This is a genomic window from Rhizobium sp. 01L419 (genome assembly GCF_056400025.1).
On the sequence record NZ_JBFTSM010000004.1, the window covers coordinates 108,812 to 128,505 of the forward strand.

The window sequence follows — 19,694 nt, forward strand, 5'->3', positions numbered from 1 at the left end:
GAGAACAAGATGAGCGAACGACTGGAAGACATTGCAGTGAAGATGGTTGCCGGTGGTCGGGGCCTGCTTGCAGCCGATGAATCGACCGCCACCATCAAGAAGCGTTTCGACGCGATCAATCTTGAATCGACCGAAACCAGCCGGCGCGACTATCGCGAGATGCTCTTCCGCTCCGACGAAGCGATGAAGAAATATATCTCCGGCGTCATTCTCTATGAGGAAACCCTTTTCCAGAAGGCTGCCGACGGCACGCCCTTCGTCGACATCATCAAAGCCGCCGACGGCATTCCAGGCATCAAGGTCGATACTGGCGCCAAGCCGATGGCGAAATATCCGGGTGAAACGGTCACCGAAGGCCTGGATGGCCTCGCAGAACGTCTGGCTAAATATTATGACGCCGGTGCCCGCTTCGCCAAGTGGCGCGGCGTCATCGCCATCTCCAAGACCCTGCCGACCCGCGGTTCCGTCCGCGCCAACGCTCAGGCGCTCGCCCGCTATGCAGCCCTCTGCCAGGAGGCCGGGATCGTGCCGATCGTCGAGCCGGAATGCCTGATGGACGGCAAGCCGGGTGACCACAATATCGACCGCTGCGCCGAAGTGACCGAATCCACGCTGCGCATCGTGTTCGAGGAACTGGCCGATGCCCGCGTCAGCCTCGAAGGCATGATCCTGAAGCCGAACATGGTCATCGACGGCAAGAATGCCCGCAAGGCCTCGGTCGCCGAAGTCGCAGAACGTACCGTTCAGGTGCTGAAGCGCACGGTCCCATCGGCCATTCCGGGCATCGCCTTCCTCTCCGGCGGCCAGACCACGGAAGAAGCGACAGCCCATCTCTCGGCGATCAATTCCGGCTATGAACTGCCTTGGTTCGTCACCTTCTCCTACGGCCGGGCCCTGCAGGACAGCGCGCTCAAGGCCTGGAACGGCAAGCCGGAAAATGTCGCTGCCGGCCAGCGCGAACTCACGCACCGCGCCGAAATGAACAGCCTCGCCGCCAAGGGCAATTGGAAGGCCGAGCTCGAAAAGGCCGCATGAGCTTTTGAAGCTTGAGAGAATGATGCAGGCGGCGAACACCCTCGCCGCCTGTTTTCTTTGCGCCTGCATATCGCGATGGCGATTTGTCATGGCGACAAGATAATCCTTCGCCGCAACCGCTGGCCTCGCTAATCATGGCGCCCAACCATCGGAGCCGCCATGAACAGCCTGTCCTACACCACTGTCGACGTTTTCACTTCCACCCGCTTCGAGGGCAACCCGCTTGCGGTCATGGCCGATGCAAGGGGGCTGAGCGACGCGGCAATGCAGAAGATCGCTGTCGAATTCGGCTATTCCGAAGTCACCTTCGTACTGCCGCCGGAGAGCCCCGAAAACACTGCAAGGGTGCGCATCTTCACGCCGACGATGGAGATACCCTTCGCCGGTCATCCCAATGTCGGCACCGCCTATGTACTGGGCCAGCAGAGCGAAATCTTCGGCCGCCCCATCAACGATACGCTGCGGTTCGAGGAGAAGGCTGGTCTGGTAGAAGTCGCCCTGAAGCGCCGCGAAGGCCGGGTCACCGCAGCGACGATCCGCGCCCCACGACCGCTTGAAATAGAAGACACGATACCCGATGCGGTCATCGCTGGCTGCGTCTCTATCCATCCGGCGTCAATCCGCAAGAACACACATGTCCCGGTCCTCGTCTCGGTCGGCCTGAAATTTGCCGTTGCCGAACTCGAGAGCCTTGAGGCTCTGGCTGCTGCAAGCCCTAATATCAACGGCTTCCAGACTGCGGCCAAGTCTGTAACCGGCAGCCATGATTTCTCCCTGTTCCTTTACGTTCGCTCGGCCGTGACACCTTGGAAGATCCGCGCCCGCATGTTCGCGCCGCTGGACAACGTCATCGAAGACCCGGCGACCGGCAGCGCATCGGCAGCCCTTTCCGCCTATCTCGTCTCGTTGCTGCCGGAAGCTGACATCAGCCAGCACGTAACGATCGAACAGGGCGTCGAAATGGCCCGGCGCAGCATCATCGAACTTGATGTCGTCAAGAGAACCGGAACCGTCACCGACGTGACGATCTCGGGAAGCTGCGTGCCGGTCATGAAAGGCGAGATCATCCTGAAAGACTGAACCTGCCTATTGCACCAGGAAGTCGCGCGCCAGCAGTGCCACCGCCCAGATGGCAAAGGCAATCAGTGCGATCTTCCAGAAATCCATCCGGCGGCGCAGCCCCGGATAGCCGAGCGGCTTGATGATCTGGATTGCCATGGCAAGGATGAGCAGCAAAGCTATCAGCTTTGTCATGGCTTTATTTTTTCCATCTATCAGAATGTCACAGGACGGACATTTTTTCACGCGAACAGAGAATATCTACACGCCGTAAAGGCATTCCGGGGCACAATCAACATTCTTATGGACTGGGCGGATGCAGGTCTCGCCTTATGTCCTTTTCAAAGCGAACACGCCGAGTCTGGGGATATGACAAGAAATCTGCTGTCCGTCGCTGCGCTGCTCTTTGGCACGCTCTTCCTCTTCATGGGCAATGGATTGCAGGGCATTCTGCTTCCCGTACGCGGAAATCTCGAAGGCTATGCAACGACCACGCTCGGCCTGCTCGGAACGTCATGGGCAGCGGGCTTTGTCATCGGCTGCCTTGTCGCCCCGAAGATGGTGCGCCGTGTCGGCCATGTCCGCGCCTTCTCCGGCTTCATCGCCATTATCGCCATCATAGCGCTGGTGAGCGGCATAGTCATCGATCCGGTCTGGTGGGTTATTCTGCGCGCCGTCACCGGTTTCTCAACCGCCGGCACCTCGATGATCATCGAAAGCTGGCTGAACGAGCGGGCGAGCAATGAAAGCCGCGGCGCGATCTTCTCGCTCTATATCGGCATCACCCTGCTCGGCGTCGTGGGCGGTCAGTTGATGATCCCGCTGGAAGACGTGCGCACGCCGGTACTCTTCATGATCTGCGGCATTTTCTACTGCATCGCCATGCTGCCGACGACGCTTTCGACCGCCGCTTCGCCACAACCGCTGAAGGCAGTGAAACTCGACCTGCCGGCGCTCTATCGCAATTCGCCCGTCTCCTGCCTTGGCATCCTGCTCGTCGGCATCGCCAACGGCGCCTATGGTACGCTCGGCGCCGTCTTCGGCGCGGGTGCCGGCCTCTCCGATACCTCGATTGCGGTGATGATGAGTGCCACTATCTTTGCCGGCGCCATAATGCAGCTTCCGGCCGGGCGCCTCTCCGACCGCATCGACCGCCGTTACGTGCTGGCCGCCATGTCGGCCATCGCAGCCCTTGCCGGCCTGCTGATCTTCCTGCTGCACCCTTCCTCCCCCGCTTTTCTGATCGGCCTCGTCATTCTCTACGGCGCAGTCGCCAACACGCTCTATCCAATCGCGGTTGCCCACGCGAACGACTTTGCCTCATCGGAGGATTTCGTGAAGGTCTCGGGCGGCTTGCTGCTGCTTTACGGCATCGGCACCGTCATCGGCCCGACGATCGGCGGCCCGGTCATGTCCATCATCAGCCCGCATGCGCTCTTCCTGGTAACGGCGCTCGCCCACCTTCTGATCACCGCCTACGCCATCATCAGAAGCCGCATTCGCGCAGCCATTCCGGCGAGCGACCGCGACGCCTATACAACGATCCCGACAGCAACATCTCCCACGCTCACGCCACAAAGCATGTCGCTTGCCGATCGCGGCTCCAACAAGCCTCCCGAAAGCGGCGATCCTGCTGTAAAGTTCGGCTGACGAACTGAAGCATGTCGCGCGAAACTGTGCAGCGGTTTTGCAAGTGACATGCTTGAAACAGAAAGCGTGGAAGCGAATCCTGGAGATCGCAACACGGTTAAAGGAGGAGCGACGATGAGCTTCATGGACGACGACAGACCGCAGAAGAAGATCGCACACGAGATCGGCTCCGATCTCTCCATGCTTTCGGTGGACGAGCTGAAGGCGCGCGTGGAACTCTTGAAAACCGAGATCGCGCGGCTTGAAGCCGAGGCCGCCAAGAAGGCGTCCGGCCGGATTGCCGCCGAAGGCCTTTTCCGATCATAAGACTGTGGACATGCAACTATTGCTTCGAAATTACTTTCGGTAAGTCTTAAATTGGGACGATATTAATAAAAAATTAAGCTTTATAAGATATTACTCATACCGTTCAGATCTTTCTGGACCTCAGACAGTTTTCCAAGCGGTGAATTGGTCTGATTTTTCTCCCTGTTTTACCTTGAGAGCCGCTTTTGCGGCTCTTCTTTTTGCGCTGCCCTACTCCTTTCCACGAAACTGTGGAGATTAACCTTTTCTTAAGAAACGGCTTGCGCATTTAGGTTAAAGCTACCATCTTGAAATCATAAAGACCGGCCTGGGAAACTTTTCCACGGAAACCGGCGTTACCTGATAGTAGATGCGTGCAACAGGGATTCTTGAGATGTCGGAACTTGGATTGAATACGATCAGTTTTGCGGGTCGCGCTGCCGCATCCTCGCAGTTCAAGACGCTGTATGCTGAGGGCATGTCGCTCGTCGAAGAAACCGCATCCTACCTCGACGGCCAGGGCCGCGCAGCTGCCAAGGTGCTGCCGCGCATGGCCTCGGTCCTTTACGCTGCTGAATCGATGCGCCTGACCACGCGCCTCATGCAGATGGCATCCTGGCTGCTCCTGCAGCGCGCTGTCAACAATGGCGAAATGTCCCGCGATCAGGTTCTGACGGAAAAGAACAAGGTTCGCCTCGACGGCTTCAACGTTGACCGCAACGCACCGGGTTGGGGTGACCTGCCGGAATCTTTCCGCGACCTCGTTGAACGTTCGCTTCGCCTGCAGAACCGCATCGCTCTGCTCGACCGCGAAATCTATCGCCCGTCGGAAGCTGCGATCGTTCCCGACAACCAGAACAGCGTCCAGGCCCAGCTTTCCCTGCTGCAGACGGCCTTCGGCAACAACTGATCTGGCATCATAGAATTTTATGAAAACCGGCTGCGGCAACGCGGCCGGTTTTTTGTTTGCTCACCGGTATAGGCCCACAAAACAGAAAGCCCGGCACAAGACCGGGCTTTTGAATGTTCCGCGTAACCGGAAACGAATTAGAGGCCGAGGCCGCCGAAACGCTTGTTGAACTTCGAAACACGACCGCCGCGGTCCATCAGCTGCTGGTTACCGCCGGTCCAGGCCGGATGCGACTTGGAGTCGATTTCGAGGTTCATGACAGCACCTTCCGAACCCCAGGTCGAGCGGGTTTCGTACTCGGTGCCATCGGTCATGACTACCTTGATGACGTGGTAGTCGGGATGGATGCCTTCCTTCATGACAATCTTCCTGCGATGCCGAGGTTCAATTTGCCGCAGACAGTTGCGGGGAAAGAACCGATTGAATAAATGAAGCCGCAGTCGTGAAGGCTACGGCTTCCCATTAGGATGCGGTGCCTATACATGAAGGGCGCCCGGATAACAAGGGCCAACGAAGCCGCAATACGCGGTCTTGACGGCGATCGGAGACGATTTGGCAGAGCAGGCAGAACTTGGGGAGAAGAAGTCGCGTTCGCTAAGACCGCTCGGCAGGCTGACACCCTATGTGGCACGTTATCGCGGCTTGGTCGCGGGCGCTCTGATCTCGCTGGCGCTCGCCGCCGTCACATCGCTTGCCATACCGCTTGCCGTGCGCCGCATGATCGACCACGGCTTTACCCAGGCCGATGGTACCTTCATCAACAGCTATTTTGCCATGCTGATGATGATGGCCATCGCACTCGCCGTCGCCAGCGCTCTTCGCTATTATTTCGTCATTACCATCGGCGAACGCATCGTTGCGGATCTCCGCCGCGATGTCTTTGCGCATGTCACACGGCTCTCACCTTCGTTCTTCGACGTCAACCAGTCGGGCGAGATCGTCTCGCGGCTGACGGCTGATACGACGCAGATCAAATCCGCCGTCGGCGCCACGGCTTCCGTGGCGCTCCGCAACCTGATCCTCTGCATCGGTGCGCTCGGCATGATGATCATCACCTCGCCGAAGCTCTCGAGCCTCGTCATCATCGCGATCCCGGTCATCGTCTTTCCGCTGGTCGCCGGCGGGCGATCGGTGCGCAAGCGCTCCCGCGCGGCGCAGGATACGCTGGCCGACGCCTCTGCCTTCGCCAATGAGACGATCGCCGCAACCCGCACTGTACAGGCCTTCAACGCCGAGGTCGCGGCCGCCGATCGTTATGGCTCGGCAGTCGAATCCGCCTATCAGGCGGCACGTTCCGCCGTATCCTCCCGCGCCCTGCTGACAGGCATTGCCATCACCCTGATCTTCGGCAGCGTGGTCGCCGTTCTCTGGTTTGGAGCCCATAGCGTGCTCGCCGGCACGCTTTCGGCCGGCACGCTCGGCCAGTTCCTGCTCTATGCGGTTATCGCAGCCGGCTCGCTCGGCGCATTGTCGGAGGTCTGGGGCGAGCTTTCGCAGGCGGCGGGCGCGGCCGACCGACTGACAGAACTTCTTGACGAGGTTTCGCCGATTGCCGCTCCCGCGAACCCACAGCCTCTCCCCTCGCCCGCCCAGGGGCGCGTGGAATTCGATGGCGTGCATTTCGCCTATCCGTCCCGCCCCGGCAGATCGGCTCTGCATGGCCTTGATCTCACAGTGCAGCCGGGGGAAACGGTCGCGATCGTCGGCGCATCCGGCGCCGGCAAAAGCACCGTCTTCTCTCTCCTGTTGCGATTCTACGATCCGCAACAGGGTGGGGTAAAGATCGATGGCATCGACGCCCGTCAGGCAGATCCGGACGCATTGCGCCAGCGCATCGCCATCGTGCCGCAGGATGTCACCATCTTCGCAGCTTCGATCCACGATAATATCGCGTTCGGCTTTCAAGGCGCCACGCGCGACGAGGTGCGCGCTGCCGCAATGGCGGCCCAGGCCGATGAATTCATTAACAGGCTGGAAAAGGGTTATGACACTGAGGTCGGTGAACGCGGCATTACCCTGTCCGGCGGCCAGCGCCAGCGCATCGCTATTGCCCGCGCAATCCTGAAGAACGTACCCATCCTGCTTCTGGACGAGGCGACATCGGCCCTCGATGCCGAGAGCGAAACGCTGGTCCAGAGGGCCCTGGACGGGCTGATGCAGGGCCGCACTACGCTTGTCATCGCCCACCGCCTAGCCACAGTGTTGAAGGCTGACCGCATTCTCGTCATGGACCAGGGCCGCGTCGTCGAGGAAGGCACGCACCAGAGCCTGATCCGCCACGGCGGCATCTATGCGAAGCTCGCCCGGCTGCAATTCGATGCGGCCAACGAGGACGTATTGGCGGCCGCCAAATAAGCTGCCCCCATTGCATAGCGACTAAAGTCTGATCGGCACACTCCCCGCCAGCGGTTGCCTTTGCCGCAACCTGCCCTAACCTCCCTATGCCCAGGAGTGGGGTCTTTGCTGTTGAAATCTATGGGAGGGGATTCGAATGGCGCTTTCCAATATTGTCAGTCGCGCGAGCCTGGTGCTGGGCCTTGGTCTGCTGGCCGCTGCCGCAGGCACTGTCGCATCGGCCCAGAGCTTTCCGGATCGCTCGATCACCATGATCGTGCCCTTCGCCGCCGGTGGTTCGACTGATGTCGTCGCCCGCATCGTCGCGCAGAAAATGTCCGAAGACCTCGGCCAGCAGGTCATCGTGCAGAACGTTGCGGGTGCCGGCGGCAATCTCGGCGCTGACAACGTCGCGCGCGCCGAACCGGACGGCTATACGATCCTGATGGGCACCGTTGCGACCCACGCTCTCAATCCACTGATCCTGAAATCGACGCCCTATGATGCCGAGAAGGATTTCGCGCCGATCTCGTTGCTCGTGGTCGTTCCGAACGTGCTGGTCGTCAATCCGGAACTGCCCGCAAAGAATGTGCAGGAACTGATCGCGCTTCTGAAGGCCGATCCGGACAAATACAGCTATGCCTCATCCGGCAACGGCACGCCGCTGCATCTTTCCGGCGAACTCTTCAAGAGCATGGCCGGCGTAGACATGCAGCATATTCCCTATAAGGGAGCGGGACCGGCGCTGAATGACGTCATCGGCAATCAGGTGCCGATCATGTTCGACAACCTGCCCTCGTCGTCGAGCCACATCAAGGCCGGTACGCTGAGGGCCCTGGCCGTGACGACCGCCGAGCGCGCACCGTCCTTCCCCGATGTTCCGACCATCGCCGAATCCGGCATTCCCGGATATGAGACTTACACGTGGAATGCGCTCTTTGCGCCGGCTAAGACACCAGCCGATATTGTCAGCCGGCTCAACGCCTCGGCAAACAAGGCACTAATCGATCCGGCCGTTGCCGGGCGCATGAAGGAGTTCAGCGCAACGATCGTCGGCTCCACGCCGGAAGAACTCGGCGCCCATGTGAAGGCCGAGCTTGCGAAATGGAAACCGGTCGTCGACGGCGCCCATATCCAGATGGAGTGATTGCAACAAGAGGAGATAGCGTGCCGTTCTCCTCTCCTTCTCTTGCGCTCAATCCAACCGGCGGCAATTGGACGCCATGCAATTGAATTCTAATTAAGGTAGTGGAAAAGCTCGCAATTCTGGGCTAGCTTTCGAAAGGCTGATGCACGATTTCAGCTTACCAGGAGGGATCCATGTACAGATTTGAAGTTTACAAGGATAAGGCCGGTGAATTCCGCTTCCGCTTCAAGGCTTCGAACGGCGAGACCATGTTCTCGTCCGAAGGTTACAAGGCGAAAGCATCCGCAGTGAACGCCATCGAATCCATCAAGAAGAATTCGCCTGGCGCGGATGTGGTGGACCAGACAAAGGCGGAAGCTTGACCGGAAGCGGAGGCGGCATCAGTCGCCTCCAGCACTTCCCACTCAGCGTATTTTTCGCGCACATTTCTCCTTGATCGATTTTTTTCGACCGCAATGTCGAAATGGGGACGACTGAGACCTCATTGTTTCGGAACGGCATGAGGTCGCGCCGCGGGAACATTGCAGCATGGGCAAATTCGGCCTTACATGCTGCTTGCCCGGTCAAACACCATCAGAGGATCAGGAGTTTCCGATGCAATATGCGCTTATCATCCGTGAATCCGCAGAAGACTTTGTCCGTCGCGGCGACCCCGCCTACCGCGACGGCTGGACGGCCTATACCAAAGCACTGGTGCAAGCCGGGATCTTGACCGCCGGTGCCGGCCTGACCCCGCCTGAGACAGGCACGATCGTGCGCCGCAAGGGCGAGGACCATGATGTACAGGATGGTCCCTATCCGGAAGGCAAGGAACAACTCGGCGGCTTCTATGTGATCGAGGTGCCGGATCTCGATGCTGCGCTCGAATGGGCCACACGCGTTCCCGTTTCCGAACAAGGCTCGGTTGAAATACGGCCCCGGTTGCAGGTCGCGTGAGGCCCTTGTGATATCAGATTCGGATCGCGCCGCCGAAAAGGTGGCGCGCCACTCCTATGGCAAGCTCATCGCCTTTCTTGCCGCCCGCTCCCGCAACGTTCCGGCAGCGGAGGATGCCCTGTCCGATGCCCTGGCGGCCGCGTTGCGGGTCTGGCCGGAGCGTGGCGTTCCCGACAATCCCGAGGGCTGGCTGCTCACCGCAGCCCGTCGCAACCTCATGCAGGCTGCGCGCCATCGAACCGTGCGCGACAATGCCAGCGAGACCATTGCGCTGGCCTTCGAAGAAGCCGAGGAGCGTATGAATGATGCGCAAAACGCAGTCTTCCCCGATGAACGGCTGAAGCTTCTTTTTGCCTGTACGCACCCGGCAATCGATGGGTCCATCCACACACCCCTAATGCTTCAGACCGTGCTCGGTATTGACGCAAAGACTATCGCGCAAGCTTTCATCGTCTCTCCGAATGCCATGAGCCAGCGTCTGGTGCGGGCCAAAATCAAGATCCGCGATGCAGGCATTCCCTTCGCCATTCCTGATCGGCATATCCTGCCGGAGCGACTGGCGGGTGTGCTTTCGGCAATCTATGCCGCCTACGGCTTGGGTTGGGACGGGCTCGATGGCGAGCAGGACAGTCGCATTGGCTTGACCGGCGAGGCGATCTGGCTTGGCCGTGCGCTCATGACAATTCTGCCGGAAGAGCCGGAGGTTATGGGGTTGCTCTCGCTGATGCTTTATTGCGAGTCAAGAAGACACGCGCGGCGTGATGCCGACGGCGTCTATAGACCGCTCGAGGAGCAGGATACCCGCCTCTGGAACGAGATCACGATGGCGGAAGCCGATACGCTGCTTCGCAAGGCCGGCGCTTTAGACCGCTTCGGTCCGTTTCAGTGCCAGGCGGCCATTCAATCCGTCCACGCCACACGCCGACGGACGGCGGCAACGGACTGGGAAGCTCTCGTCGCGCTCTATCGGGCGCTGATTGCCATGAAACCGACACTCGGCGCGAAGGTCAGCCACGCCGCCGTCATCGGCAGGGTCGAAGGCGCGGCCCCGGCCCTGGTTTTACTGGACAGGCTGGAGCAACGTGCCATTGCCAGCTACCAGCCCTATTGGGCGGTGCGCGGGCATCTGCTCTCCGAACTCGGTGAGAATGATGCCGCGATGGAAGCCTACAGGATCGCGATCGGCCTGAGCGACAGTCCCGCCGTCCGCACCTTCCTCACCGGCAAGCTTCAGACCGTTATTTCTCGGTAAGCTTGAGCTCGATGCGGCGGTTCGTGGCACGCGCATCCGGCGTATCGCCGGGCGCAATAGGCTGGAACTCGCCGAAACCTGCGGCCACAAGCCGGTCGGCTGGCACGCCCTGCGCGATCAGGAACTTCACGACAGAGGTTGCGCGAGCCGACGAAAGCTCCCAGTTGTCGCGGTACCGGCCTGAGCCTGACAGCGCGACATTGTCCGTATGCCCGTCGACACGCAGCACCCAGTTGATCTCAGGTGGAATTTCCTTGGCGAGGTCGAGCAAGGCGGCGGCAAGCTTTGCCATTTCCGTTTGGCCATCCGGATTGAGGTCGGCTCCGCCAGACGGAAACAGCACTTCCGACTGGAAGACGAAACGGTCACCGACGACGCGGATGTTTTCTCGGTCTGACAAAATTTCGCGCAGACGTCCGAAGAAGTCCGACCGGTAGCGGTTGAGTTCCTGCACGCGCGCGGCCAGCGCCACGTTCAGGCGACGGCCGAGATCGGCGATCTTTGTCTGCGAAGTTTGATCCTTCTGCTCGGAGGCTTGCAGCGCGGCCTCGACAGCAGCGATCTGGCTGCGCAGCGCGGCGATCTGCTGATTGAGAAGATCGACCTGGCTGAGAGCGCGGTCGCTCACCTGCTTCTGCTCATCGAGAGCCTGCGTCAGCGTACCGATCTGCTGCTTTGCCACATCCTGGCCGCCGGTTCCGGCACTGAGCAGCGCCTGCAGCCGCGAGCGATCGCCCTCGGCTGATGCAAGTGAAGCCTGCAAATTGGCGACGGAATCCTGAAGGTCTTGGTTGCTGCCTTTTTCAAGAGCCAGCAACTGCGTCAGCTCGTTGATCTGGCCGTTCAGGCGCGTCAGCACCTCGTCGCGGCCGCTGATTTCGCGGCTGAGAATGAATTGGCCGACCACGAAGACCGTGAGGATGAACATGATGGCGATGAGCAGCGTCGACAGCGCGTCGACGAAGCCCGGCCAGTAATCCACCGCACGTTGGTGGCGCCGGTTGCGGGCAAGAGGCATGGCTTACTTGCCCTCGCTTTTTTCGACCTGGCTGGACCGCTCACGCGCTCTCTCGCTGCCGCGGTCCTGCACGCCGATGCGCTCAGCCAGCCGGTCGAGCGTTCGGCGCATCGCCTTCGCCTCGTCCTGCTGTACCTCGATCCAGTCGCGCAGCATCTGCTGCTCGTTACGCATGTTCTTGACGAGGCCCTGAATGCCTTCGGCGAGGCTCGCCATGGCCGCGACCGACCGTTGGCTGGACGGGCCGTCCCCCTCGGCAACCTTGCGCAGATATTCCGACAGCGCCTTCATATCCTCCGACGAGCCCCCGGAAACGCCGTCGAATGCAGACACCGGAATGTCCGAGCCGACATCGGTAACCGAGGAGAGCCAGTTTTCCAGCTCCATGTAGAAACGGTTCTGCGCGCGGCCGGCCTGCAGATCGAGGAAGCCGAGGATCAGCGAACCCGAGAGGCCGAGAAGTGATGACGAGAAGGCCTGGCCCATGCCTGAAAGGGGCGTGGCAAGCCCTTCCTTGAGCGTCGAAAGCACATCACCCGTGCCGTTCGAGCCGGCATCGAGCGACTGGATGACCGAGCTGATCGATCCGATCGTGCCGATGAGACCCCAGAAGGTGCCGAGCAGGCCGAGGAAGACGAGCAGGCCTATGAGATAACGCGAAACGTCCCGCGATTCGTCGAGACGATTGGCGATCGAGTCCAGAATGGAGCGCAACGCCGTGGTCGACAATGCAACCGCGGACTTGCGATTGCCGATCAGCGCCCGCATCGGTGCAAGGAGCCGCGGATTGCGGTTCACCTTGTCGGCGCTGCCTGCTGCGCGAAAGGAATTGAACCAGCGCACTTCCGGGCGAAGCGACAGCACATGATTGAAAACGAGAATAATTCCAACAGCAAGAACGCCGACGATGAGACCGTTGAGGCCCGGATTATGCATGAAGGCGGTCTGTGTCTGCCGGAACAGGATCGCCGCTATGAAGCCCACGATGATAAGGAACAACACCATCRTCCAGAAGAACGACATGGGACTGGAGAGTTTGTAGGCGTAGCCACCGGCCGTCTTCTCAGTGGAGCCGAACTCGGCCGCATTCACATTTTCCATAGATTCCTGGGCCTCCGGACTCATCGCAGCCGGAGACTAGATCAACATTGCGCCGAATTGAAGTATGCGATGCCGAAAAGCGGGACTTTACAACAGGCTGTTTCCGACGCGCGTCAACGGGTCGGAACGGGCCGCTTGACGACTTCCGTCAGGGCCTTGTGGATGTGCTCATTGCCGGCGATGATCGCGCCGGTTTCGAGGATTGACGTGCCGCCATCCCAGTCGGTCGCAAAACCGCCCGCTTCGCGGATAAGCAGAATGCCGGCCGCCATGTCCCAGGGCAACAGCGCCGTTTCCCAGAACCCGTCAAAACGGCCGGCCGCCACATAGGCAAGATCGAGCGAGGCCGCACCCATGCGACGGATGCCGGCGACCTCACCCATCACGTGGCGAAGCTCGATCAGGAATTTACCGTGGTTGCTGCTGCCGAGATGCGGTCCACCGCAAGCGATGACGCTGTCGGAGAGCACCCGGCGTGAGGCGACGCGCAGCCGGCGATCGTTCAGGAATGCGCCACCGCCGCGCTCGGCGGTGTAGAGCTCGTCCGTTGCCGGATTGAAGACCACGCCTGCGACGATCTCATTGTTGCGCTCGAGCGCGATGGAAACTGCAAAAGCGGGAATGCCGTGCAGGAAGTTCGTCGTGCCGTCGAGCGGATCGACGATCCAGCGATGCGCGCCATCCGTGCCCTTGATCTCTTCGCTCTCCTCGCCGAGGAAACCATAGGTGGGACGAGCCTTGAGAAGCTCTTCCTTGACGATCTTCTCGGCCTTGCGATCCGCATTCGAGACGAAGTCGCCCGGTCCCTTCACGGACACCTGCAGGTTCTGCACTTCACCGAAATCACGCCCCAGCGACTTGCCTGCCTTGATGGCAGCCTGAACCATGACATTGAGAAGAGCTGAACGGGCCATGTGAACATATTCCTTGGATAATACGGGACGCGCTGTCAGGGGCGGGGTATGTCCCTGAACGCCGGAAGCGACAGCGCTGCATAGATTGGCGGCCTCAAGACCACAAAATCACGGAAATTTCAAGGGGATTGCCGCATGGCAGGATTGCAGCATGCATGGTAGCCCAAAATAATTCTGGACAGATCAGTCTGGAAACCCTATTTAGCCCTTATGGCAAGACACAAGGAATTCGATCGCGACACCGCACTCAAGGCGGCCATTACCGTGTTTACCGAACACGGTTACGAGGGCACGTCGACGGATGCTTTGCTGTCGGCCATGAAGATCAGCCGCCAAAGCATGTATGACACGTTCAGCGACAAGCGCAGCCTCTATCTGGCAGCGCTCGACCGCTACAATCTCGACAGCGTCTCTCAACTCGTGGCCGATCTGCGCCGCGATACGACACCGTTGAAAGCCTTGGAAGAGACGCTAATTGCCTTCGCGTCCCGCCCCGAGACCGAAGCCGGTCGCGGCTGCCTCGGCGTCAGCGCCGTCTGCGAGTTCGGACGCACCGACAGTGCAGTCTCGGCACTGACCGACAAGGCATCGCGCCTGCTTGCCGCCGCCATGCGGTCGATCCTGGAAGAAGGCAAGAAGCGGGGCGAAGTCGCCTATGATGTCGATACGACCGACGCCGTTCAATTTCTCGGCTCGACCTTGTCAGGCATGAAAGTCAGTGCCCGTAACGGCGCCTCCCCCGAAATGCTCCTCGGCATAGCGCGCCTCGCTGTTCGAAGCCTCCGCTAAAGCAACACCACTCCTAACCGCAATTTGGCGTGCTTAATTCTAGACTAAACAGTCCAAAAACAGAAAGGAAACTACAATGTCCCAGCCACTTTCCGGCAAGATCGCCCTCGTCACCGGCGGCTCACGCGGTATTGGCGCCGCAATCGTCCGCCGTCTCAGCAGCGACGGCGCGACCGTCGCCTTCACCTATTCGGCTTCCGGCGACAAGGCGAAGGCCATCGTTGCCGATATCGAAGCAAAGGGCGGCAAGGCGCTGGCCATCCAGGCGGACAGCGCTGATCCGAAAGCCGTTCAGAATGCGGTCGAACAGACCGTCTCGACATTCAGCGGCGTCGATATTCTCGTCAACAACGCGGGGATCCTGATGCTGAACCCGGTCGATGATTTTCCCCTCGAGGATTTCGACCGCATGTTCGCGGTTAATGTGCGCGCCGTCTTTGCCGGTACGCAGGCGGCCGCACGCCACATGAAAGCAGGCGGGCGCATCATCACCATCGGCAGCATCGTCGCCGAGCGAAGCGGTTTTCCGACCTCCTCGGTCTATTCCATGACCAAGGGCGCCGTCGCTGCCATGACGCGCGGCCTTGCCCGAGATCTCGGTCCGCGCGGCATCACCGTCAACAATATCCAGCCCGGCCCGACTGCGACCGATATGAATCCGAACGAGAAGAGCAACGAGATGCTGCAACAATTGATGGCGCTTGGCCGCCTTGGTGAAGACAAGGAAATCGCAAGTTTCGCCGCCTACCTGGCCAGCCCCGAAGCCTCTTTCATCACCGGCGCCAGCCTGACGATCGATGGCGGCTATCTCGCCTAACAGAAAGCAAATGGCGGCGCATCTGCGCCGCCATACAAGGGCTTCACGTTGGAAGCTCAGGACTTCTGCTGAGTGATCAACACTTCGCGGGCGATCTGGTCAAGCGGCAGAATACGGTCGACGCCGCCCTTGGCAATCGCTTCCTTCGGCATGCCAAAAACGACCGAGGTCGCTTCGTCCTGTGCGACGGTATAGGCGCCGGTCTGATGCATTTCCAGCATGCCGCGCGCACCATCATCTCCCATTCCTGTCATGATGATGCCCATCCCGTTCGAGCCGGCCGAACGGGCAGCGGAGCGGAAGAGCACATCGACGGACGGGCGGTGGCGGGAAACCAGTGGTCCGGATTTGACCGACACGTAATAGCGCGCACCCTGCCGCTCCAGCAGCATATGCTTGTCGCCGGGCGCGATCAGCACATGACCGCGCAGCACCGGATCGCCGTCGGCTGCTTCCTTGACTTCGACTTCGCAGAGACCGTTTAGGCGCTTGGCGAAAGCCGCTGTGAATTTTTCCGGCATGTGTTGGACGATCACCATGCCCGGCGCATTGGCCGGCAGCGCCTCCAGAAATTCGCGCAGGGCTTCCGTCCCGCCCGTCGAGGCGCCGACGCAGACGACCATTTCCGTCGTCTTCGCCATGGCCCGGCCGGTTGGCGGCGGCAGCATCGCATCGGCCGTGAGCTTCTTGGCCGGCCCTTCCGCCGAAGCCGAACGGACGCTGCCCGCAGCGCGGCGCACATTGGCAAGCCGCGCATGCGAAGCGCTCTTGACCACTTCACGGATACGCATCGCATCGTCGGCGAGGCTGTCGGCTGCGCCGATCTTCGATTTCAGAATGACATCGACAGCGCCGGCCTCCAGCGCCTGAAGCAGCGTCTCCGAACCTGCTTCCGTCAGCGAGGAACACATGACGACGGGGATGGGCCGCTGTGACATGAGCTTACGCAGAAACGTGATGCCATCCATGCGCGGCATCTCGACATCGAGCGTGATGACGTCGGGAATCTCCTCCTGGATCTTGCGCGCCGCCATGAACGGATCGGAGGCGACGCCCATGACCTCGATCTCCGGGTCTTCTTCCAGAACCCGTGTCAGCGTCTGCCGGACACTGGCAGAATCGTCGATGATGAGGACGCGGACTTTTTTGGCCATAGGATACTCTCAGATGCGCTGGAACACCGTATTCGAAACCTGCTTCAAGGGAAGATCGAAGCCGGTGATCGATTCCGAGTGGCCGATAAACATGTAACCACCCTTCGCGAGGCAATCGCAGAGACGAGTAAGAACACCCGCCTGCGTCTGCTTGTCGAAGTAGATCAGCACGTTGCGGCAAAAGATCAGATGCATCATGTCACCAACAGGATATTTTTCGTCCATCAGGTTCATGCGGGCGAAGCCGACGCGGCTGCGCAGTTTCGGTGAGATGCGAACATCGCGTCGGCCCTGCTGCTTGGCCACCATGACATACTTCTTCTGCAGGTCGCGCGGTACCGGAGCGACCAGATCTTCCGCATAAATACCCCTGCGCGCGGTCTGCAACACATCGGTGGAGAGATCGGTCGCCAGCACGCTGTAGGAGAGATCGCTACGGCTCTCGACGAACTCCGCCAGCACCATTGCCATGGTGTAGGGCTCTGCGCCGGTCGAACACGCCGAACTCCATGTGCGAACGGTTCGCACGCCGCTATCGGCAAGCGCCGGCAGGGCAACCGTCTGCATATATTCGAAATGCTTGGCTTCCCGGAAGAAGTCGGTCTTGTTGGTCGTCACGACGTCGATCAGATAGACGGTCTCCTGATCGAGCCCGCCGTCGTTGAACAGGAAATCGCAATAATCGTCGAAGCTCGAGTGACGTGTGGCGCGCAGACGGCGGCGCAGGCGGCCCTCCAGCATCGTCAGTTTCGTCGGCGGCATTTTGATGCCGCTATAGTCATAGATGAACCGTGCCAGCTTGTCGAAGTTACGCTTGCTGATCCTGTCACCCGGCAATTGGGTTTCTACCGCTGCCATACTCATAAAACGCGACGCTCCGGATAGGTATTAAGGCCTCAAGCGGCCGATTGCAGGACAGAGGCGTCTTCGCGCGACAGAAGCCGGGCAAGATCGACGATAACGACGAATCCGTTCTCACGGCGCACGACGCCAGCGATGTAGTCCGACCGCCAGCGCACGCCAATATCGGGCGCGGCTTCGATCTGGTCGCGGCGAAACGGCGTCACTTCGAAAACGCGGTCGGCGACGAGGCCGAGCGTCAGAAGACGGCTTTCCATCGGAACGTCGAGAACGAGCACGCGCGTATGTGACGTCGGCACGGTCTTCGACATGCCGAGCTTCAGGCGCAGATCGATCGTCGGCACGCCCTGGCCGCGCACATCGCGCAGGCCGAGCAGATAATCGGGACCATTCGGAATCTTGAATGCTTCCGCATAGTCGAGGATTTCGCGCACCACCTCCACCGGAACGGCGAAGATCTCCTCGCCGAGGCTGAAGGTCACGAATTGAGCTTCCAGAGATGTTGTTGCCATGATCAACCGCTTTCCTTGGATTCGAGCGTCCCCATTATCGGGGACGCCTGTTAACAGATTGAAAGGACCCGAATGCTCAGGCGCTTTCTTTGAACTCGGCATCCCCGTCGTCGGGGCCACCCATGGAGAGGTCGAGGGCAAAGCCCTTCGCCCGGGCCTGCTGACCGGCGACCGAATTGGCAGCCCCGGTCTTCTTGGCGAGCGGCTTGCGGCCTCCGGTCGGAAGCGGCGTGCGCACCGTAACCTTGGCGGCTGGAGCGCGGGACAGGCGGTTCCCGGCCATATCCACCTTGAAGAAGGCGATCGAGGCCTGCAGTTCTTCAGCCTGCGTGGCGAGCTCTTCAGAGGTGGCCGACATCTCTTCGGAGGCACCCGCATTCTGCTGCGTCACCTTGTCGAGCTGCTGGATCGCTTCGTTGATCTGCGAGGCACCCACATCCTGCTCGCGGCAGGCCGAGCTGATCTCGGCGACGAGTTCCGCAGTCTTGCGGATATCCGGAACCAGGCGGCCAAGCATTTCACCTGCATCCTGTGCCGCCTTCACCGTATCGCCGGACATGGCAGAGATTTCAGCGGCGGCCGACTGGCTGCGTTCTGCAAGTTTGCGGACTTCCGAGGCGACGACCGCGAAGCCCTTGCCGTGTTCGCCGGCACGAGCAGCTTCGACGGCGGCGTTCAGGGCAAGCAGGTCGGTCTGGCGAGCGATTTCCTGAACGATGCCGATCTTCTCGGCGATCGTACGCATGGCAGCGACAGCACGGTTGACCGCTTCACCGGAATTCTCCGCATCCTTGGCGGACTGGCGAGCAATCTTCTCAGTCTGGGCAGCGTTGTCGGCGTTCTGTTTGATATTGGAAGCCATCTCTTCCATTGAGGAGGAGGCCTGCTCAGCGGAGGCTGCCTGTTCTGTCGCGCCCTGGGAAACCTGCTCGGAGCTCGCCGAGAGTTCCTGGCTGCCGGACGAGACGTTTTCCGCAGCGGCGATCGCATCGGCGACGACACCACGCAGGCGCTCCACCATCTGCTCCAGAGCGATACCGAGCGTATCCTTTTCGGAGAGAGGCTTCGGTGAGACAGTCAGGTCGCCGTTCGAGATCTGGTTGGCGATCTGTGCCGTGTTACGCAGGTTGCCGGTCATCCTCGTCATGGAATTGACCAGGTCGCGGATTTCGTCGTTGCTCTTGTGCTCGATGTCCTGTTCGAGGTCGCCGATGCTGACAGCATCCGCAAGTTGAACCGCACGCTTGAGGCCACGGGAGATATTGAGCAGGATCCAGATGGCGGCAGCGGAGGATAAGATGATCAGACCGATCGTCATCATCACGAGCACGTTGCGCGACTGGGCATATTGGTCATTTGTGGCTGAGTCCGTCTCGGCCACATTGCCGGTCACGGTGTCGTTCAGCTTTTCGAGAATGCCGAGAAGCTGCGTCGTGACCTGCTGGCCCTCACCCATGGAAATGGTGCCAGCCTGGGTATTAGACTCATTGGTATTCTGCTTGGCGAGATCGGCAACACGGTCCTGCAGCGCCGTCCACCTGCTGTAGAGATCGCCGAACTGGGTCATGCCGTTGCGGATATCCGGATCGGGCGATGTCGCAAGACGGGCCTGCAGTGTCTTGATCTCATCGCGCTGCTGCGAGATTTCATCGACATAGCCGCCGATTTTGGTCGGATCCGTGTTGATGATCGCGTCCTTTTCGGAACGGATCGAGCGCATGACTGCATCGGAAAGATCACCGGAGTCGCGCAGGTTGGCGACCGGACCGGCAACCATGACGGAGATGTCGTCGTTGAGCGACGAAAGATTGTAGATCGATAGACCTGCCATGGCGCAGGTCAGGAGAACAATGAAACCGAAGACCAAGCCCAGTTTCAGTTTGATGGTGAAGCGCATTTGCGAACCTCTTTTAGAATGGC

21 protein-coding genes are annotated in these 19,694 nt (G+C 60.2%); 12 read left to right on the forward strand and 9 right to left on the reverse strand.

What is annotated here, in order from left to right:
• Positions 1-9 precede the first annotated feature (9 nt).
• Positions 10-1,035: a class I fructose-bisphosphate aldolase gene (locus AC1DUP_RS10525; protein WP_477832625.1), complete on the forward strand. Its 1,026-nt coding sequence runs from the start codon at positions 10-12 to the stop codon at positions 1,033-1,035.
• 159 nt (positions 1,036-1,194) lie between these two features.
• Complete coding sequence (locus tag AC1DUP_RS10530; RefSeq protein WP_477832626.1) at positions 1,195-2,115, forward strand: PhzF family phenazine biosynthesis protein; 921 nt, start codon at positions 1,195-1,197, stop codon at positions 2,113-2,115.
• 6 nt (positions 2,116-2,121) lie between these two features.
• On the opposite strand, the gene AC1DUP_RS10535 is transcribed toward AC1DUP_RS10530, so the two are convergent.
• Positions 2,122-2,289, reverse strand: a complete 168-nt coding sequence (locus AC1DUP_RS10535; protein WP_183850680.1) for a hypothetical protein — start codon at positions 2,287-2,289, stop codon at positions 2,122-2,124.
• Between the two features lie 174 nt (positions 2,290-2,463).
• On the opposite strand from AC1DUP_RS10535, the gene AC1DUP_RS10540 reads away from it, so the two are divergent.
• From AC1DUP_RS10540 to rcdA, 3 genes are all read left to right on the forward strand, one after another.
• Positions 2,464-3,744, forward strand: a complete 1,281-nt coding sequence (locus AC1DUP_RS10540) for an MFS transporter (RefSeq protein WP_113295353.1) — start codon at positions 2,464-2,466, stop codon at positions 3,742-3,744.
• A 114-nt stretch (positions 3,745-3,858) separates the two neighbouring features.
• Positions 3,859-4,050 carry a DUF1192 domain-containing protein gene (locus tag AC1DUP_RS10545; RefSeq protein ID WP_113295352.1) on the forward strand — a complete coding sequence of 64 codons (192 nt, stop codon included), beginning with the start codon at positions 3,859-3,861 and terminating at the stop codon, positions 4,048-4,050.
• A 373-nt stretch (positions 4,051-4,423) separates the two neighbouring features.
• Positions 4,424-4,939: a protease adaptor protein RcdA gene (rcdA, locus tag AC1DUP_RS10550; protein ID WP_113310398.1), complete on the forward strand. Its 516-nt coding sequence runs from the start codon at positions 4,424-4,426 to the stop codon at positions 4,937-4,939.
• 137 nt (positions 4,940-5,076) lie between these two features.
• Here the strand turns inward: rcdA and rpmE are convergent, their stop codons facing one another.
• Complete coding sequence (gene rpmE, locus AC1DUP_RS10555; protein ID WP_007826526.1) at positions 5,077-5,298, reverse strand: 50S ribosomal protein L31; 222 nt, start codon at positions 5,296-5,298, stop codon at positions 5,077-5,079.
• 193 nt (positions 5,299-5,491) lie between these two features.
• On the opposite strand from rpmE, the gene AC1DUP_RS10560 reads away from it, so the two are divergent.
• The 5 genes from AC1DUP_RS10560 to AC1DUP_RS10580 all read left to right on the forward strand — a co-directional run bounded on the left by AC1DUP_RS10560 (position 5,492) and on the right by AC1DUP_RS10580 (position 10,608).
• On the forward strand, positions 5,492-7,294 hold the full coding sequence (locus AC1DUP_RS10560; protein ID WP_477832627.1) for an ABC transporter transmembrane domain-containing protein: 1,803 nt from the start codon (positions 5,492-5,494) through the stop codon (positions 7,292-7,294).
• Between the two features lie 136 nt (positions 7,295-7,430).
• Positions 7,431-8,420 (forward strand): tripartite tricarboxylate transporter substrate binding protein, encoded by a 990-nt coding sequence (locus AC1DUP_RS10565; RefSeq protein ID WP_113310272.1) that lies wholly within the window; start codon positions 7,431-7,433, stop codon positions 8,418-8,420.
• Between the two features lie 173 nt (positions 8,421-8,593).
• Entirely contained in the window at positions 8,594-8,782 is a 189-nt protein-coding gene (locus AC1DUP_RS10570) for a YegP family protein (RefSeq protein ID WP_113295350.1), read from the forward strand.
• 232 nt (positions 8,783-9,014) lie between these two features.
• Positions 9,015-9,356 carry a YciI family protein gene (locus AC1DUP_RS10575; protein ID WP_113295349.1) on the forward strand — a complete coding sequence of 114 codons (342 nt, stop codon included), beginning with the start codon at positions 9,015-9,017 and terminating at the stop codon, positions 9,354-9,356.
• A 7-nt stretch (positions 9,357-9,363) separates the two neighbouring features.
• A complete protein-coding gene (locus AC1DUP_RS10580; protein ID WP_113508410.1) occupies positions 9,364-10,608 on the forward strand; it encodes a DUF6596 domain-containing protein in 1,245 nt (414 codons plus the stop codon).
• Here AC1DUP_RS10580 and AC1DUP_RS10585 read toward each other — a convergent pair.
• From AC1DUP_RS10585 to AC1DUP_RS10595, 3 genes are all read right to left on the reverse strand, one after another.
• Positions 10,595-11,626 (reverse strand): peptidoglycan -binding protein, encoded by a 1,032-nt coding sequence (locus AC1DUP_RS10585; protein WP_113295347.1) that lies wholly within the window; start codon positions 11,624-11,626, stop codon positions 10,595-10,597. The genes AC1DUP_RS10580 and AC1DUP_RS10585 overlap by 14 nt on opposite strands.
• Positions 11,627-11,629: 3 nt before the next feature.
• Positions 11,630-12,727 carry a flagellar motor protein MotA gene (locus AC1DUP_RS10590; protein ID WP_477832628.1) on the reverse strand — a complete coding sequence of 366 codons (1,098 nt, stop codon included), beginning with the start codon at positions 12,725-12,727 and terminating at the stop codon, positions 11,630-11,632.
• Positions 12,728-12,840: 113 nt separating this feature from the next.
• A complete protein-coding gene (locus AC1DUP_RS10595) occupies positions 12,841-13,641 on the reverse strand; it encodes an inositol monophosphatase family protein (RefSeq protein WP_113295345.1) in 801 nt (266 codons plus the stop codon).
• Positions 13,642-13,851: 210 nt separating this feature from the next.
• Here AC1DUP_RS10595 and AC1DUP_RS10600 point away from each other — a divergent pair, with 210 nt between their 5' ends.
• Together AC1DUP_RS10600 and AC1DUP_RS10605 are read left to right on the forward strand one after the other, a co-directional pair.
• Positions 13,852-14,430, forward strand: coding sequence for a TetR/AcrR family transcriptional regulator (locus AC1DUP_RS10600; RefSeq protein ID WP_477832629.1), 579 nt, complete (start codon positions 13,852-13,854; stop codon positions 14,428-14,430).
• 76 nt (positions 14,431-14,506) lie between these two features.
• Positions 14,507-15,247: a 3-oxoacyl-ACP reductase family protein gene (locus tag AC1DUP_RS10605; protein ID WP_477832630.1), complete on the forward strand. Its 741-nt coding sequence runs from the start codon at positions 14,507-14,509 to the stop codon at positions 15,245-15,247.
• A 56-nt stretch (positions 15,248-15,303) separates the two neighbouring features.
• On the opposite strand, the gene AC1DUP_RS10610 is transcribed toward AC1DUP_RS10605, so the two are convergent.
• The 4 genes from AC1DUP_RS10610 to AC1DUP_RS10625 form a co-directional block, all read right to left on the reverse strand.
• On the reverse strand, positions 15,304-16,401 hold the full coding sequence (locus AC1DUP_RS10610; RefSeq protein ID WP_113310277.1) for a protein-glutamate methylesterase/protein-glutamine glutaminase: 1,098 nt from the start codon (positions 16,399-16,401) through the stop codon (positions 15,304-15,306).
• Between the two features lie 9 nt (positions 16,402-16,410).
• On the reverse strand, positions 16,411-17,265 hold the full coding sequence (locus tag AC1DUP_RS10615; protein ID WP_113296116.1) for a CheR family methyltransferase: 855 nt from the start codon (positions 17,263-17,265) through the stop codon (positions 16,411-16,413).
• Positions 17,266-17,297: 32 nt separating this feature from the next.
• Positions 17,298-17,774: a chemotaxis protein CheW gene (locus tag AC1DUP_RS10620; protein ID WP_113296115.1), complete on the reverse strand. Its 477-nt coding sequence runs from the start codon at positions 17,772-17,774 to the stop codon at positions 17,298-17,300.
• A gap of 76 nt (positions 17,775-17,850) precedes the next feature.
• Positions 17,851-19,671, reverse strand: coding sequence for a methyl-accepting chemotaxis protein (locus tag AC1DUP_RS10625; protein ID WP_113310278.1), 1,821 nt, complete (start codon positions 19,669-19,671; stop codon positions 17,851-17,853).
• Between the last annotated feature and the right edge of the window lie 23 nt (positions 19,672-19,694).